General features: G+C 72.9%; 16 protein-coding genes and 1 pseudogene. 13 read left to right on the forward strand and 4 right to left on the reverse strand.

Annotated features, from left to right (window positions below; genetic code table 11):
* Nucleotides 1-58: 58 nt before the first annotated feature.
* Nucleotides 59-2,920: a BTAD domain-containing putative transcriptional regulator gene (locus ACQP10_RS17755; RefSeq protein ID WP_433541745.1), complete on the reverse strand. Its 2,862-nt coding sequence runs from the start codon at nucleotides 2,918-2,920 to the stop codon at nucleotides 59-61.
* Nucleotides 2,921-3,180: 260 nt separating this feature from the next.
* Between ACQP10_RS17755 and ACQP10_RS17760 the strand changes: the two genes are divergently transcribed.
* From ACQP10_RS17760 to ACQP10_RS17775, 4 genes are all read left to right on the forward strand, one after another.
* The gene (locus tag ACQP10_RS17760; RefSeq protein ID WP_433541914.1) at nucleotides 3,181-4,260 is read left to right on the forward strand and encodes a HesA/MoeB/ThiF family protein; all 1,080 of its coding nucleotides are present in this window, start codon (nucleotides 3,181-3,183) and stop codon (nucleotides 4,258-4,260) included.
* A gap of 4 nt (nucleotides 4,261-4,264) precedes the next feature.
* Complete coding sequence (locus ACQP10_RS17765) at nucleotides 4,265-5,458, forward strand: hypothetical protein (protein WP_433541746.1); 1,194 nt, start codon at nucleotides 4,265-4,267, stop codon at nucleotides 5,456-5,458.
* Nucleotides 5,459-5,639: 181 nt separating this feature from the next.
* Nucleotides 5,640-6,389 (forward strand): hypothetical protein, encoded by a 750-nt coding sequence (locus ACQP10_RS17770; RefSeq protein WP_433541747.1) that lies wholly within the window; start codon nucleotides 5,640-5,642, stop codon nucleotides 6,387-6,389.
* A gap of 19 nt (nucleotides 6,390-6,408) precedes the next feature.
* Entirely contained in the window at nucleotides 6,409-7,206 is a 798-nt protein-coding gene (locus ACQP10_RS17775) for a class I SAM-dependent methyltransferase (protein WP_433541748.1), read from the forward strand.
* Here ACQP10_RS17775 and ACQP10_RS17780 read toward each other — a convergent pair.
* Together ACQP10_RS17780 and ACQP10_RS17785 are read right to left on the reverse strand one after the other, a co-directional pair.
* A complete protein-coding gene (locus ACQP10_RS17780) occupies nucleotides 7,185-7,892 on the reverse strand; it encodes a helix-turn-helix domain-containing protein (protein ID WP_390001835.1) in 708 nt (235 codons plus the stop codon). The two genes, ACQP10_RS17775 and ACQP10_RS17780, sit on opposite strands and share 22 nt — an antisense overlap.
* Before the next feature lie 4 nt (nucleotides 7,893-7,896).
* Nucleotides 7,897-8,154: a hypothetical protein gene (locus tag ACQP10_RS17785; protein WP_433541749.1), complete on the reverse strand. Its 258-nt coding sequence runs from the start codon at nucleotides 8,152-8,154 to the stop codon at nucleotides 7,897-7,899.
* Between the two features lie 107 nt (nucleotides 8,155-8,261).
* On the opposite strand from ACQP10_RS17785, the gene ACQP10_RS17790 reads away from it, so the two are divergent.
* From ACQP10_RS17790 to ACQP10_RS17830, 9 genes and pseudogenes are all read left to right on the forward strand, one after another.
* On the forward strand, nucleotides 8,262-8,846 hold the full coding sequence (locus ACQP10_RS17790; RefSeq protein WP_346021616.1) for an NADPH-dependent FMN reductase: 585 nt from the start codon (nucleotides 8,262-8,264) through the stop codon (nucleotides 8,844-8,846).
* A complete protein-coding gene (locus tag ACQP10_RS17795) occupies nucleotides 8,843-10,315 on the forward strand; it encodes a DHA2 family efflux MFS transporter permease subunit (protein WP_433541750.1) in 1,473 nt (490 codons plus the stop codon). Before ACQP10_RS17790 ends, ACQP10_RS17795 begins: the two co-directional genes overlap by 4 nt.
* A complete protein-coding gene (locus tag ACQP10_RS17800) occupies nucleotides 10,312-10,719 on the forward strand; it encodes a MerR family transcriptional regulator (RefSeq protein WP_433541751.1) in 408 nt (135 codons plus the stop codon). Before ACQP10_RS17795 ends, ACQP10_RS17800 begins: the two co-directional genes overlap by 4 nt.
* Before the next feature lie 250 nt (nucleotides 10,720-10,969).
* The gene (locus ACQP10_RS17805) at nucleotides 10,970-11,719 is read left to right on the forward strand and encodes an SDR family oxidoreductase (protein ID WP_346021613.1); all 750 of its coding nucleotides are present in this window, start codon (nucleotides 10,970-10,972) and stop codon (nucleotides 11,717-11,719) included.
* A 180-nt stretch (nucleotides 11,720-11,899) separates the two neighbouring features.
* Nucleotides 11,900-12,088, forward strand: coding sequence for a hypothetical protein (locus ACQP10_RS17810; RefSeq protein ID WP_399500706.1), 189 nt, complete (start codon nucleotides 11,900-11,902; stop codon nucleotides 12,086-12,088).
* Nucleotides 12,085-12,222: pseudogene (locus tag ACQP10_RS17815) on the forward strand (hypothetical protein); the annotation flags it as partial. The gene ACQP10_RS17810 and the pseudogene ACQP10_RS17815, both read left to right, overlap by 4 nt.
* 67 nt (nucleotides 12,223-12,289) lie before the next feature.
* Entirely contained in the window at nucleotides 12,290-12,751 is a 462-nt protein-coding gene (locus tag ACQP10_RS17820; RefSeq protein WP_433541976.1) for a hypothetical protein, read from the forward strand.
* A 184-nt stretch (nucleotides 12,752-12,935) separates the two neighbouring features.
* Nucleotides 12,936-13,322: a metalloregulator ArsR/SmtB family transcription factor gene (locus ACQP10_RS17825; RefSeq protein WP_433541752.1), complete on the forward strand. Its 387-nt coding sequence runs from the start codon at nucleotides 12,936-12,938 to the stop codon at nucleotides 13,320-13,322.
* The gene (locus tag ACQP10_RS17830) at nucleotides 13,319-14,377 is read left to right on the forward strand and encodes an ArsO family NAD(P)H-dependent flavin-containing monooxygenase (RefSeq protein WP_433541753.1); all 1,059 of its coding nucleotides are present in this window, start codon (nucleotides 13,319-13,321) and stop codon (nucleotides 14,375-14,377) included. Before ACQP10_RS17825 ends, ACQP10_RS17830 begins: the two co-directional genes overlap by 4 nt.
* Here the strand turns inward: ACQP10_RS17830 and mca are convergent.
* The gene (gene mca, locus ACQP10_RS17835) at nucleotides 14,361-15,287 is read right to left on the reverse strand and encodes a mycothiol conjugate amidase Mca (RefSeq protein ID WP_346021608.1); all 927 of its coding nucleotides are present in this window, start codon (nucleotides 15,285-15,287) and stop codon (nucleotides 14,361-14,363) included. The genes ACQP10_RS17830 and mca overlap by 17 nt on opposite strands.
* Nucleotides 15,288-15,341: the final 54 nt, after the last annotated feature.

Here is a 15,341-nt window from a genome sequence, read left to right on the forward strand (position 1 = left end):
GGAAGAGGAGACGTCACACACCCGGGCCGTGGCGCGACCACGGGCACCGCGTGACCGGTCAGCCGAGGGCGGCCCGGGAGCGGGCGATCTGGTCGCGGGTGCGGGCGGACCAGACGTGTTCGTTGAGCGGGTCGAGCCGGTGGAGGCAGGCGGTGAAGTGGGCCAGCGCGGCGCGCTCGTCGCCCCGCCACCGGCTGATCTCGCCCAGCGTGTAGGCGATCAGCGCCTCTCCCTGGGTGTCTCCGGCGTTGACGTACATCTCCGCGCACCGGTCGAGAATGCCGATGGCGGTGTCATGACGGCCCAGCGCGGCCTCGGCCTGGGCCAGCCGGCGCAGCGCCAGCCGTTCCCCGGTGGCCCACCGCAGGTCCCGGCAGAGGTCCAGACAGGCCCGGTAGTGGCCGATCGCCTCCTCGACGTGGCCCGTCTCGTAGCGGGCGACGCCGAGCGTGCGCAGGAAGCGGGCCCGGTGGACGGCGCTGTGTCCCTCGGCGTGGGCGAGGGCCCGGCGGCAGGTCGCCGCGGCGTCGTCGTAGCGGCCCAGGTAGAACTGGACCGCGGCGATCTCGGTCCACGCGCTCAGCAGGCCGTGCGGGTCGCCCAGCGCGTCGAACCGCCTGGCGGCCAGGGTGGCGGTGGCGAGCGCGGACCCCAGGTCCGTCTCCAGGGTGGCGGCGACCCCGAGCAACGCGTACGCGGCGGCGTGCCGATCCCCGTCCTGTGAGCAGCGGCCGAGCAGACGGCGGAACTCGCCGGCGACCCTGCGGGCGCGTATGCGGTCCACCTCGACATCGGCGCGCACCAGCCGCAGGTGCGTCTCAGCGGTGACGTCCCCCGCCGCCGCGGCGGCGTCGGCGGCCGTCCCCAGCACGCGGACGGCGTCGTCGTGGAAACCGCGCACGATCAGGAACGGCGCCAGCGCGTAGGCGAGTTCGGCCGCCTCGCGCACCAGCCCGGCGCGGGCGGCGGTCTCGGCCACGGCGACGAGCACGCCGCGCTCCGCCGTCAGCCAGGCGCCGCCCTCCGGACAGGGCGGTGTCCGGGCCGGGACACCGGGCGGCGGCGGGGCGAAGGCGAGGGGCAGTTCGCGAGCGGCGGCGGCGGCGTGGTCCCGGGCCGTGGCGGCGACCCGGCGCAGCGCCGCCGTCCGGCTCCGCCCGTTCTCCTCGGCGGCGAACAACTCGGCGGCGAAGCCGCGCAGCAGGTCGTGCATGCGGTAGCGGGGTTCGGCCGCGGCGTCGGCGTCACCGGCGGTGACCAGCCCGGCGGCGGCCAGCTCCTCCAGGGGGCCGTCCACGTCGTGCGTGCTCGTGCCCGCCAGCGCGGCCACCGTCCAGGCGGCCACGCCGTCGGCGGCCACCGACCCGAGCAGCCGGAACGCGTGCCGCGCGGGCGCCGACAGCGCCGCGTAGCTCGCCTCGAACGTGGCACGGACGTCCAGGTGGCCCGCACGCAGTTCGTTCAGCGCCGAGGCGTCGGCGAGCCGCCGCGCCAGCTCGGCCAGCGGCCAGGCCGGCCGGGTCACCAGCCGCGCCCCGGCGATGCGCAGCGCGAGGGGCAACCGCCCGCAGGCGCCTATGATCGCCTCCGCCGATTCGGGGTCGCTCGCCACCCGGCTCGCCCCGGCCACGCCGGCGAGCAGATCGCGGGCATCGGCGGGCGGCGGCACGTCCAGCGCGTACGCGATCGCGCCGGGCAGCGCGGGCAGCGGCCCACGGGAGGTGACGAGGACCGCCGATCCGGGGGTCCCGGGGATCATCGGTTCCACCTGGGCCTCGCCGGCCGCGTCGTCCAGCAGCACGAGAACCGCCCGGTCGGCGATCTTGGCCCGGTACATCGCCGCCCGCTCCCCGACGGAGGAGGGCATGCCGGCGGAGTCCACGCCGAGCGTCCGCAGCAGCTCCGCGAGCGCGTCGGACGGGTCGCGGGGCGACGCCGAGGCGTCGCACAGCCGGACGAACAGCTGCCCGTCGGGATACCGCTTCCGCACCAGATGCGCGACATGGACCGCCAGCGTGCTCTTCCCGACCCCGGGCGGCCCCGACACCGTCACGATCACCGGTGCCGTCCCGGTGCCGTCCAGCGCGGCGACCAGGTCGCGGGTCTCGCCCTCGCGGCCGGAGAAGTCGGCGATGTCGGCCGGGAGCAGGCAGATCCCCGTCCAGGCGGGTTCCCGGACCGTCTCCAGCGCGGGAGCCGGGACGGGGGCGTCGTCGAGGATCGCCGCCTGCAGGCCGCGTAGTTCCTGGGAGGGTTCCACGCCCAGCTCGGCGACGAGCGTCGAGCGGGCCCGCCGGTACGCCTCCAGCGCCTCGGCGCGGCGGCCCGCCCGGTGCAGCGCCAGCATGAGCCGGTGCCACAGGCGTTCGTTGAGCGGCGCGGCCTCCACCAGCGGCGTCAGCTCACCGACGAGCTCGTCGTGCAGTCCGAGCCGCAGGCGCACGTCGATCCAGCCGAGCCGGGCGTTCTCCCGGCGCTCCTCCAGTTCGGCGACGCGCGCCTGCATCGCCGCGGCCAGCGGCACGTCCTCTGCCGGCCGGCCGCGCCACAGCGCCAGCGCCTCGGTGAACAGCCGGTTCGCCGTGGCGGCGTCGCCGCGCGCCGCCTCCAGCCGGGCCTGCCGCACGGCCTCGTCGAAGGCGAGCAGATCGAGCCGGTCGGGGCCCAGGCACAGGCGGTAGCCGTACGGCACGGTCTCGACCTCGATCGCGGCGCGGCGCAGCGCGGTCAGGTACGTCTGGAGGTTCGGCAGGGCGGACCGGGGCGGGTCGTCCCACACCGAGGCGATCAGCCGGTCCCTGGACAGGACGGTGTTCGGGTGGAGCAGGAAGACGCCGAGCACCGTACGAGCCTTGGAAGCCAGCCGGATCGGCCGCCCGGCGTCGGCGGCCCGGACCGGTCCGAGGACCGCGAAATCCACTTCGTCTCCCCGAACGATCAGCGGTTCTGTCCCTTCTATGGCGACCATATGCGGTTTCTGTGGGCGAAGGGAGGACCTTGATCAAGGACATCGGAAAGAAGGAGGTGGACAAGGTGAAGATCGAGGTTCGCAAGGTCGAGGCCGTCAAGGCGACCCAGTTCATGACCTGAGGCACCGCCTCTCAATAGGCCGGGAGGCGGCTCTGGCCGCCTCCCGGTCCTCTTCCTCCCGACGAGCGATGCGGATGAGCGATGCAGGTGATGTTGAAAGAGTGCGCCTGGGAGTCTCTCGGTGACGAGCTGGTGGTGGTCCACGACCCGCGCGAGGCGTACACGCTGGCCGATCCGGACGGCCGGATCGCGGCGCTCCTCGACGAGCTGGCCCGCGGGCCGGCCACGGCGGAGGAACTGAGCGCGGCGCTGAGCGCGCGAGGCGTGGCCGTCACGGAAGACGACGTCCGCGACGGTCTCGCCGGGCTCGACTCCCTCGGCCTGGTCGAGGACGCCGCCGAACGCCTGCTGGGCGACCCGGACGCCGACGAGCGGCACTTCTCCAACCTGACGTTCTTCGGGGTCTTCGCCCGTCTCGGCAGGTCGCGGGCGGAGTTCGTCCGGCGGCTGCGAGACTCCCACGTCCTCGTGCTCGGCGCGGGCGGCGGCGGCTCGTCCCTCGTGCAGTGCCTGGCCGGGCTCGGCGTCGGCGCGCTGACACTGGTGGACCGCGACGACATCGCTCCGCGCAACTTCGCCCGCCAGTTCCTCTACCGGCACGCCGACGTCGGCCGGTCGAAGGTGGACCGCGCCGCCGAATGGGTGCGCGAGTACGACCCGGGCATCGAGGTCCGCGCCGTGGACCGGTGGATCTCCGGCCCGGACGACCTCAAAGACCTCACCGGGGACGTCCACCTGATCGCCGGCGGCCTCGACGGCGATCCGGACGCGAACCTGTGGGTCAACGAGGCGGCGCTGCGCGCGGGCGTCCCCTGGGTCGCCGGCGGGATGACCCGCACCCAGCTCATCTACTTCTCCGTCGACCCGGGCGTGAGCGCCTGCCTGCGCTGCGACGAGTCCGACCTCCCCGATCCGCGGGAGCGCACGACCGCGGCGGTCGCCCAGCGGCTCACCCGCGGGCTGCGGCTCGCCAACGGTCTCACCGGGCCGATGGCGATGCAGGTCGGGTCGCTGGTCGCCTACGAGGCCATGCGCTACCTGACCGGCGTCGAGCAGCCGCGCGCGGCCGGGTCCCGGGTCGTCATCGACCTGCTCGACGGGCTCGCCCCGGTGTGGCAACCGTTCCCCCGCGACCCCGATTGCCCGGCGTGCGCGCTGGCCCGGCGGTGAGCCGATGAGCGGCACGGTCCAACTGCGCCCGCTCAGCGTGGTCGAGGAGGGCGACGAGGTCCTGGTCGGCGATCCCGCCACCGGCACCTTCGTGTCCATGCCCGCCGTGGGCGGAGTGGTGATCTCGGCGCTGCTGCGCGGCGCGACCGAGGAGGAGGCCGCGGCCGAGGCCGAGGCGTTCGCCGGTGAGCCCGTGGACATGCCGTCGTTCGTGGCGACCCTCGCCGAGCTGGGATTCGTCGACGACCGGCCCGACGTGGAACGCCGGGCCGTGCGCACCGCGCCCATCCAGATGCGGCGCTGGATGGCGGGGGTGAGCCGGCGCGTGGCCCGCCCCTTCTTCGGACCGGTGGCCTGGGCCTGCTACGCCGTCCTCGCACTGCTCTGCCTGGCCGTCTTCGTCGTCTCGCCGTCCCTTTTCCCGGACCCGGCCCGGGACGCGTTCCTGCTCGACGACATCGGGCTGAGCGCGCTGCTGCTCATGCCGTTCGTCCTGGTCTCGACATTTCTGCACGAGTGCGGGCACTGGCTCGCCGCCCGGGCGATCGGCGTCGAGTCCCGGTTCGGGGTGGACCGGCGGATGATGCTGCTCGTCCTGGAGACCGATCTCTCCCAGATCTGGACGGTGCCGCGCCGTCGCCGCTACGGGCCGCTGCTCGGCGGGATGGCGGTGGACGTGGTCCTGCTCAGCCTGCTGCTGGGCGCCCGTCTGCTGATCCGGCAGGGAGCGTGGTCGCCGGACCCCGTGGTGGACGCGACGCTCTCGACCTGGGTGTTCGTGAAGCTGGCGGGCCTGCTGTGGCAGTGCATGGTCTTCCTGCGCACCGACCTGTACGGGGTGCTGGTCAACGCGCTCGGCTGCCGCGACCTGTGGCGGGTCAAGACGCTGCTGCTGCGGCGTGCGTTCGGCGGGCTCACCCCGGCGCAGGCCGCGGAGCTGGACTCGGCCGCGCCCGCCGACGTGCGGGCCGGGCGGTGGTTCCGGTGGGTGTGGCTGGCCGGGTTCGCCGTGGTGCTGGCCTGGTTCGTCTTCTTCGTGGCCCCCGTCGCGGTGGCCGTGCTGGCGTGGGCGGCCGAGGGGCTGCTGCTCGGACCGCTCAGCTCGCGGTTCTGGTACGCGCTGCTGTGCGCGGCTCTGCTGCTCGGCCCGTATCTCCTGGCCGCCACCCTGGCCATCCGGGAGTACGTCCGGCGGTAGCCTCCTCGTCGCGCGCCCGGACGGACGGCTCACCCGCCACCGGCCGGACGGCTCACCCGCCACCGGCCGGACGTCCTCACCGTCGGCCGGCGCCGGTGACGTGGAGCGGGGAGACCGATCGCTCGTCTCAGGTCCACGGTCGCCGTCTTCCGGGGGAACAGCGGGCCGATGTGGAAGAATCTTGTTCCATGGCACCGCCTCCATCCGCCGCCCCGAGCGCGTTCCGGCCCTGATGGCGGGCAAGCGCGCCGCGCGGGCCGCCCGGTCGATCGACGTCACCCGCCTTCCCGAGGATGTCCTGGCGCTCGTCGACGCCCTCGAACCCGGGGAGGAACTGGCCGTCACAAAGGGTGGCGAGCGGATCGCGGTGATCTCCAGCACCCTTCCCGTGCTCCACGGCGCCGTCGTCGACCCCGCCACCGCGGAGGAGACCGGCGAACGACCTCCGGACGAACGACCTCCGATCGACTACGACGGCGTGACGGTCGTCGCCACGGCGATGAAGCTGTCGGCGTCGGCCCGGGTGTCGCTGTCCGACAAGCTCGGCCCGGACTACGTCGTGCTCGACATGCACGCCGCCCCCAGGACGGCCGACGTACTGCTGACACCGCCGATCAGCCCCCAGCTGATCGGGAGCCTCCGGTCGATGTTCCCGGAAGCCCGGCTCGTCATCACCGAGATCGATGACGACGAGCTCGGGGTCAACTACCACGGCCCGGTACGGCGCATGCTGGACGCCGGCGCGGAGGCGTACCTGCCGCCGGCGACCATCCCCCACCTGGCGACACAGCTCGACCACACCCTCACCCGGCTGCGCCGGCTCACCGGTGACACCGCCACCGCGCCGGAGATCGAACCCGCCGCGGCGGCGCCGGATGACGACGGGGACGGCGTTCCGGCGGCGCGGCAGATATCCGGTGGATCCTCCTGACGCGCCGCCGGAATGGTGAGTGACGCGGTCACACCTGCCGCTCCCCGTGGAGCCGGCCGAGGGCCCGGTCGCACACCGGGTCCCGGTGCGCGAGGTGGCGCCGGCGCCGGGCGTCAGCGGTTCGTTCAAGACCGGGGCGGGCCGTACGGCCGACACTGCGGACATGACCGAGCAGTCCTTCACCCCCGCCCTGGGCCGTTTCGCTCCCACCCGTTTCTACGACGCCGTGATCACGCTGACCCGCGAGCGTCTGTGGCGGTGCCTGCTCGCGATGCACGTCGCGCCGCGGCCGGACGATGTGATCGTCGACGTGGGCTGCGGCACCGGTTCGACGGCGCTGCTGCTCAGCCGTATCGAGCCGCGCGCACACGTCATCGGCGTCGATCCGGACCCCGAGGTGCTGGCGGTGGCACGGCGTAAGGCCGACGCCGCCGGGGCGGCGGTGCGGTGGCGGGTCGGCATGGGCGACGCGCTGACGGAGGTGACCGGTGGCGGTGGGGTGAACACCGTGGTCTCCAGCCTGGTGCTCCACCAATGCCCGATGGCGATGAAAAGGGCGGTGCTCGCCTCGATGCACGAGGTGCTGCGGCCCGGCGGGAAGCTGGTGGTCGCCGACTACGGGCTCCAGCGCACCCGGTCGATGCGGCTGGCGTTCCGCACGGTGCAGCTCGCCGACGGCCGCCGGGACACCCAGCCGAACGCCGACGGCGTCCTGCCCCGCCTGATGTCGGAGGCCGGGTTCCGCGACGTCCGGGAGGCCGAGGTGGTGCCGACGATCAGCGGCTCGATCTCGGTCTACCTCGCCCGCCGGGCCTGATCGGCGGTGGAGGCGGAGCGCAGGAGGGACAGTACGGTCGCCGGGGTCAGACCCATCATCTCGCGCATCTGACGGGTGAGGTGCGCCTGGTCGGCGAAGCCGCCCAGCACCGCCGCCGTGGCCACGGGCCGGCTCTCGCGCAGCGCCTCGGCCGCCCTGCGCAGGCGCTGCCAGGCGCGCCAGCGCGTCAGCGGCATGCCGAGCTGCCGCCGCGCCAGGCCGCGCAGGTGCTGAGGCGACAGGCCGACCCGCGCGGCGAGGTCCGGCATCGAGATCCGCTCCCCCGCCATGACGTTCATGGCCTCCCGCAGCCGGGGGTCGAGCTCCCCCGCCGAATGTACGGCTGCGCGGCGGATGTCGTGTTCGCCGAGCCCGTACAGCTCGGGAGCCGGGGCCACCCCGGAGTCGCGGCGCTCGCGCAGCCGGTCGGCGAACGCGCAGTGCGGATCGACGAAGAAGGTCCGCAGGTTCCCCGTGGGGAGCAGCCGGTGCCGCACCATGGGCGGCACGATCAGCGCCGCCGCCCGGTGCGGTGTGCCGGCCGCGTCGACGATGACGACCTCGCCCCGGACGGCGACGGCGACCTGGAAGGCGGCGTGCCGGTGGAAGACGCCGTCCGCCGACGGCCCCTGGTAGAACGCGTAACCCTCGCCGACGGCGAAGCGCGGCGGTGACAGTGGTGACATCGGCTCAGGCGTCCATTCTGGTGTCGATCGCATCCGGGGGGCCGACGGGCGCCGCCATGAGAGCGGCGGTGGCGGCCGTGGCGGCGACCAGCCCCGTGAACAGGACGCGGAGCCCATGTTGCGGAACCAGCCGGGCGCCGGAGAGCCATGAGGCGACGGCCATCGCGGCCGACCACGGCAGCAGGGTCAGCCCGGCCGCCAGGATGTCACGGACCGCGCCGAGTCGCACCCGCAGGACGATCACCACCGTGAGTCCGTTCATCACCGCGAAGAGCAGTGTGGAGGTCGCCGGATCGGTCGGTCAGGTAACGGCCGGTGGTCACCGGTCGATTTGAGTTCGCCTATAGGCGAACTTCTAGCGTCGGTGCCATGACAGAAGGCAACTTCGATAGCCGGCTCCGGATCGCCGTGGTGATCGGAAGCGTGCGCAAGCCCAGATTGGCCGACCCTCTCGCCGCGTGGCTGGAGCGCGAGCTGACCGCGATCGACTGGCTCGACCTCGACATGATCGACCTGGCCACGGTCTCGCTGCCGATGCACGAGCTGCAGCCGGGCGGCGCGGCCGCGTCCCCGGTCGCGGACCGGCTCGCGGGCGCCGACGGATTCGTGTTCCTCATACCGGAGTACAACCACAGCTTCCCGGCGCCGGTGAAGAACGCGATCGATTGGCACTTCACCGAGTGGGCGTACAAGCCGGTCGCGTTCGTCGGATACGGCGCTTCCGGCGGCATCAGGGCCGTGGAGCAGTTGCGGACGGTCTTCCCCGAGCTTCGGGCGACCACGGTCCGTGAGTCGGTGCTGATACCGATGACGTGGGAGCACCTGGACACCGAAGGCCGCTTCCTTCCGCCGCCCGGCACGGCGCAGGCGCTCCACGCGATGATGAGCGAACTGCGTACGTGGGCGCGTGCGTTGCGTTCCCTCCGGCTCACGGACCTGGCCGGTCGAAGGTGAACAAGCTGACCCGGCCGGAGCTGCGCGCCGCGGTCGTGCTGGCGTCCGGCGGGCTGATGGCGGTGCTGGACGCCACGATCGTCGCGGTGGCGCTGCCGCAGCTGATGGCGGCGTTCGGTACGTCGCTGACCGTCGTACAGTGGATCATCACCGCGTACACGCTGGCCATGGTGGCGACCATGCCGCTCGCCGCCGGTCTCGCCGCACGCTGGGGGGCCCGGCGGGTGTACCTGGTGGCACTGGCCGGTTTCGCGGTCGCCTCCGGTGCCGCCGGCGCGGCCGGCGGCCTGGGCTGGCTGGTCGCCGCACGGGCGGCGCAGGGGCTCAGCGGTGGTTTGATGGCGCCGTTGGGCATGGCGATCGGGTTCGGCGCGGTCGCGCCCGAACGGCGCGGCCGGATGATGGCGGTCACCGGCCTGCCGATGCTGATCGGGCCGATCCTGGGCCCGGTACTCGGCGCGGCCTTCCTGGGCGCGGGGTCGTGGCGGGGACTGTTCTTCATCACCGTGCCGCTGGCGCTGCTGGGAGCCGCGGGCACGCTGGCCTGGCTACCGGCCGACCCCGCCCGTGGACGGGGGGTCCGGCTCGACCTGGCCGGAGCGGCGCTGCTGGTTCCCGGCATCGTCGCGGTGGCCTACGGCATCAGCGCCCAAGACGGTCCTGCCTGGGTGCGGATCGCCACAGCCGCCATCGGTGCGATGCTGGTCGCGGTGTTCTCGGCCCGGGCGTTGACCCATCCCGAACCGCTGTTGCGGATCGGTCTGCTGCGGAACCCGACGTTCGGCAGAGGCGCCGCGATCCTGGCCCTGTACGCGGCTCCGTACTTCGGCTCGGCCCTGTTGATGCCTGCCTACGTGCAGGTGCTGCGCGGCGACGGCGCGTCGGTCACGGCCGCGCTGATGGTTCCCGGCGCGGTCGGCATGGGCGTCAGCCTGCAGATCGCCGCCCGGCTCCTGGAACGGCTCGGTCCCCGGCTGGTCGTCGGTACCGGGCTTGGCCTCGCCATCGGCGCCGGTCTCCTCCAGGTGGCCATCCTCCGGCCGGACACCCCCTACCCGGTGCTCGGCGTGCTGGGGCTCCTGCAGGGGGCGGGCACCGGAGCGGTCATGATGCCGACGATGTCCAGTTCCAGCCGGGACCTCCATGGCCCTGACCTGACTTCCGGTTCCGCGCTGTTGTCCCTGGTGAACACGGTCGCCAACGGCATGGGCACGGTGGCGGTCAGCGCACTGTTCACGGTGCTGGCCGCCGCGATGACCGGCGGCGCGTCGCTCATCGACATGGCCGGCTCGGGCACGGCGGACAGAGCCGCTCAGGTGATCGCCGCCGTGGATGCCCTGCGGTCGACCCAGGCGGCAGCCTGCATCGTGATGTCGCTTGCCCTGGTCGTGCGGTTGCGCTCCCCAGGACGGGTTTCGGCGATACTGGGCCGGCGAGATTCAGCTGTGAAGGCGGAAGGTGTGCGATGACCATCACCGACCACCTCGCCTTCGAGGCGAACCCGGCCTCGCTCACGGTCGGGCAGGTGGCCGCCGCCGCCGGGGTGACGGCCAACGCCGTGCGCTTCTACGAGCGCTACGGTGTGATCACCGGTCACCGCAACAGCGGCAACGCCCGCCGCTTCACCGTCGATGCGATCTGCCGGATCAAACTCGCCCTCGCCGCGCAACGGGTGGGCCTCACCCTCAAGGAGAGCGCCGACATTCTCGCCGGCATCCCGCCTCTTTCCCGCGATCTCGAACAATGGGTCGCCGTGGGTGAAGAACTCGTCCGGATCGGCCGCGCCCGCGTCGATGAGCTTCAGGCGACCGTGAACGAACTGGCCACCCTGGACTTCCTTCAGAGCACCCGGCAGGGCCGGCCTCAAGCTTGATCGCCCTGGCATCGAGCAGCGCCACCCAGCGTGGCCGAGATCATCGCTTGGCACATCTGTTCGCGGCCCTGTCAGGCCCGCCATGTGCAGGCCATCAGCCCATCGCATCCCGGGGTCATGCCCTCCGCCCTCACGGATGATGACCCGGCGCGCGTCGGGCTCGACACGTGCCCGCAACGCGCCCGGCCAGGTCCGCGCACCGCCGGCAGACGACCTCCGCCTCCTTCATCTCACACTGCAGGAAGACAATATGCACACCCTTCATGGCAAGACCGCCCTCGTCACCGGTGCGAGCAGGGGAATCGGCCGGGCCATCGCCCAACGCCTGGCCGATGACGGCGCCCGCGTCGCCGTCCACTACGGCGGCAACGAGCAGGCCGCCGAGGAAACCGTCGCCGCCATCGAGGCGGCAGGCGGGCAGGCCTTCGCCCTGCAAGCCGAACTGGGCACGCCCGGCGACGCCGAACGCTTGTGGGCCGCCTTCGACGCACGCGCCGACGGGCTGGACATCCTGGTCAACAACGCCGGCATCCTCAACGACGAGCCCGGCATCGAGCACGTCACCAGACGGCAGTTCGAGCGCATCTTCGCGGTCAACGCCACCGCTCCGTTCTTCATCACCCGGCTCGCACTGCCCCGGCTACGCGACGGCGGCAGGATCATCAACATCTCCACCATGCTGACCCGCGGCTCGGCCATGCCGCAGTCCATCAGCTACGCCATGTCCAAAGGCGCGCTCGACGTGCTCACCTCGACGCTCGCCAAGCAACTCGGCCCACGCGCGATCACCGTCAACACCGTGGCGCCCGGCGTCATCGACACCGACATGCACCAGGGCAGACTCGTCGGGGACGCACTGACCTGGCTGTCGTCGCTGTCTCCCATGGGCCGCGTGGGCACCCCCGCGGACGTGGCCGACGCGGTGGCCTTCCTGGCCTGCGACGACAGCCGCTGGGTGACCGGCCACTGGCTGGACGTCTCAGGAGGAACCCTGCTCTGACGGGCTCTGAACGTCCGAGGCCGTGAGGTCGAGCCGGGTTTCCATATCCAGGCGAACTCGGCCGTAGGGACTCACATGAGCCCAGAACAATGGCCACCTCGGAGACTGATTTGACTTTCATCTAAGCAGTGGCGCAAGATGGCTACTGCTTAGATGAACTTCTATATAAATGGATGCGTGATGCGCGCTCTGTTCGCCCGACGCCGCCGCTCGGCCGCTGAGCGGACGGCTCTCACCGTCGACAAGGCCACCTCGCGGGTGTGCCACCTCGACTGCCGCGCCGATGCCGCCATCGAGCGCGCCCGCCTCCACGCCACGTTTCCGTCCTTCCGCCAACCCCCCTTTCGCCACCTGGAGAAACAGTCATGAGCGACATTTGCTGCGGCCCCACCACGATCGCGATCGAGCAGGTCACGGCCTCCCGGCAGGCCACCTCGGGGTGGCGGGACGATCTGCCGGTGGCCGTGATCGGCGCGGGCCCCATCGGCCTGGCCGCCGCCGCGCACCTGGCCGAACGCGGCATCGACTTCCTGCTCCGGCGCCGAGCGGTCGATCACCGTGGACCGGATCGTGAGCGCGACCGGCTACCGCCCCGATCGCTCCGTCGCCGCCGAGCTACGCCTGGACCTGGATCCGATTCTCGGTTCCACTCGCGCGCTGGCGCCGCTGATCGATCCCAACCGGCACTCCCGCGGCACCGTCCCCGCCCACGGCGTGGACGAGCTGGCACACCCCGAGGGCGGCTACTACGCCATCGGCGTCAAGAGCTACGGCCGCGCCCCCACGTTCCTGCTGGCCACCGGGTACGAGCAGGCCCGCTCGGTCGTCGCCGCGCTGGCCGGCGACTGGGAGGCCGCCCGGGACGTGCGACTCGACCTGCCTGAGACCGGGGTGTGCTCCTCCAGCCTGGCCGAGGCCCAGGAGCAGCGGGTCGGCCTGGCCGGCGGCGTCAGCGGTGGCCTGCTGTCCGCCCCGCTCCCGCTCGCAGGCGTGGGTGCCTCGGCGGAGTCGGGCGGCGGCTGCTGCGGCTGACCCGCTGCGCATCCGCGCCGTCCCACTGCCGCCGGCGCGCTGAAGGCCGGCAGCACCCGGCCCAGGTGGTCGGGTACGGGTGGGTGGTGGGGGCGGTGGCCGCGGCCTGCGGACTCGCGGCGTTCGCGCTGCTCACCCACCACCGCCTATAGTTTAGACCGGCATCGAAATAAGGAGTCGCGTCATGGCCGCCCCCTCCACCACCCAGTGCTGCGCGCCGATCGCCCGCGAGCCGCTCGGTGAGGCCGACGCCGCCGAGCTGGCCACGCTGCTCAAAGCCGTCGCCGACCCGGTGCGGCTGCGCCTGCTGTCGCTGATCGGCTCCCACGCCGGCGGTGAGGCGTGCGTGTGCGACCTGACCGGCGTGTTCGACCTGACCGCCCCCACGATCTCCCACCACCTGAAGGTGCTGCGCACCGCCGGGCTGATCGACGGCGAACGCCGCGGCACCTGGGTCTACTACCGGATCATCCCCGAGGTGGTGAACAAGCTGGGCGCGCTGTTCGCACCGCTCGCCGCCCCGGCCGGGGCGCAGAACGGCCCGGTGGACGTGGAACTGCTCACCGTATGACCGACGCGGCGCGCCCGGTCGATGTCGTGGTCATCGGCGCCGGGCAGGCCGGGCTGGCGGCCGGCTACCACCTGCGGCGGGCGGGCGTCGACTTCGTCGTCCTGGACGCCCAGCAGACCCCAGGCGGCGCCTGGCGGCATGCCTGGCCGTCGCTGCGGCTGTTCTCGCCCGCGCAGTACAGCTCGCTGCCCGGCCGCATGATGCCGATCCCGGCCGACGGCGGCTATCCGGACGCCGCTCACGTCGTCGCCTACCTCACCGACTACGAGCAGCGCTACCGGCTGCCGATCGTCCGCCCCGCCGCCGTGCGGGCCGTCCGGCGCGCGGGTGAACACCTGGCCGTGGAGTCCGGCACGGGCACCTGGCACGCCCGCATCGTCATCAGCGCCACCGACACCTGGTGGCGCCCCTACGTCCCTCACTACCCCGGCATACGTGACTTCGGCGGCGAGCAACTGCACACCGCCGGCTACCGCGGGCCTGAGCCGTTCCGCGGCAAGCGCGTGCTGGTCGTCGGCGGCGGCAACTCCGCCGCCCAGATCCTCGCCGAGGTCTCCACCGTGGCCCAGGCGACCTGGGTCACCCTGCGGCCACCCCGGCTGCTGCCCGACGAGATCGACGGCCGCGCCCTGTTCGACCTGGCCACCCGCCGCCACCAGGCGATCCAGGCCGGGCAGAACGCCGCAAGCATCGGTGACCTGGGTGACATCGTCGCCGTCGCCCCGGTGCGCCAAGCCCGCGACCGCGGCGTCCTGAAGGCCGAGCCGATGTTCTCGGCCCTCACCGCTGACGGAGTGGTGTGGGCCGATGGCAGCACGGCGGCATGCGACGTGATCGTGTGGTGCACCGGGTTCCGTCCCGCGCTCGGGCACCTGGCCCCGCTGCGGCTGCGCGCCCCCGGCGGCGCGGTCCCCACTGACGGCACCCGCGCCGTGGCCGAGCCACGCCTGCACCTGCTCGGCTACGGCGACTGGACCGGCCCGGCCTCGGCCACCCTGATCGGCGCGGGCCGCACGGCCCGGCAACTGGTCGCGGAGATCACCACCCAGTTGTAGAGGCGGGGGCCGGGCCCCGGCCTTGTCCGCGCTCGCAGGTGCGCAGGCCGGCGAACAGGTCGTCCTCGGGCAGGACCACCTCGACGCGCGAGCGCGCCAGGCGATAGTCCTCGGTGGGCCAGACCTCCCGTTCGACGTCCCGGTCGTGCAGCATGAACCCGCCGTCCGGGTCGATCTGGGTGGCGTGCGCGAGCAGCGCCCGGTCCCTGACCGCGAAGTACTCCGCGCAGGGCACGCGCGTGGTGAACTCCGGCTCGGGAGCGTCGTCGGGGAACTCGGCCAGTACGGCGTGCATGGCCGAATCCAGGCCGCGCGCGGTCAGCGCGTCGTGCATCGTCCGGAACCACGCCTTCGACAGGGCACCGTGGTAGTACAGCTTGGCCGGCCGCCATGGTTCGCCCGCCCCGGGGAAACGGCCGGGGTCGCCGGCCGCCTCGAAGGCGGCCACCGTCACCTGGTGGGTTCTGACGTGGTCGGGATGCGGGTAGCCGCCGGTCTCGTCGTAGGTCACGACGACGTGCGGGCGGAACTCGCGGATCAGCGCCACGAGCCGCCCCGCCGCCTCCTCCTGCGGGGTGACGGCGAAGCAGTCCTCGGGCAGCGGCTCGCCCGCGGCGGGGAGCCCGGAGTCGGTGAATCCCAGGAAACGCTGCCGCACGCCGAGGATCTCCCGGGCCGCGGCCATCTCCGCCCGCCGGATCCCGGCGAGGTTCTCCCGCACGCCCGGCCGGTCCATCGCGGGGTTGAGCACGTCGCCGCGCTCTCCTCCGGTGCAGGTGACCACCAGGACGTCCACGCCCTCGGCGACGTATTTGGCCAGTGTCGCGGCGCCCTTGCTCGACTCGTCGTCGGGATGGGCGTGCACGCTCATCAGGCGCAGCGGTTCTCCTGGGGTGACGCGCAGGTTCATGCGGGTTCCTCTCGTTCGGGACGCGACCGAATTTATGCCGAACCTAAATTTATG

The sequence above is a fragment of the Streptosporangium sandarakinum genome, from assembly GCF_050942225.1.
GTDB classification, from domain to species: Bacteria; Actinomycetota; Actinomycetes; order Streptosporangiales; family Streptosporangiaceae; genus Streptosporangium; species Streptosporangium nondiastaticum.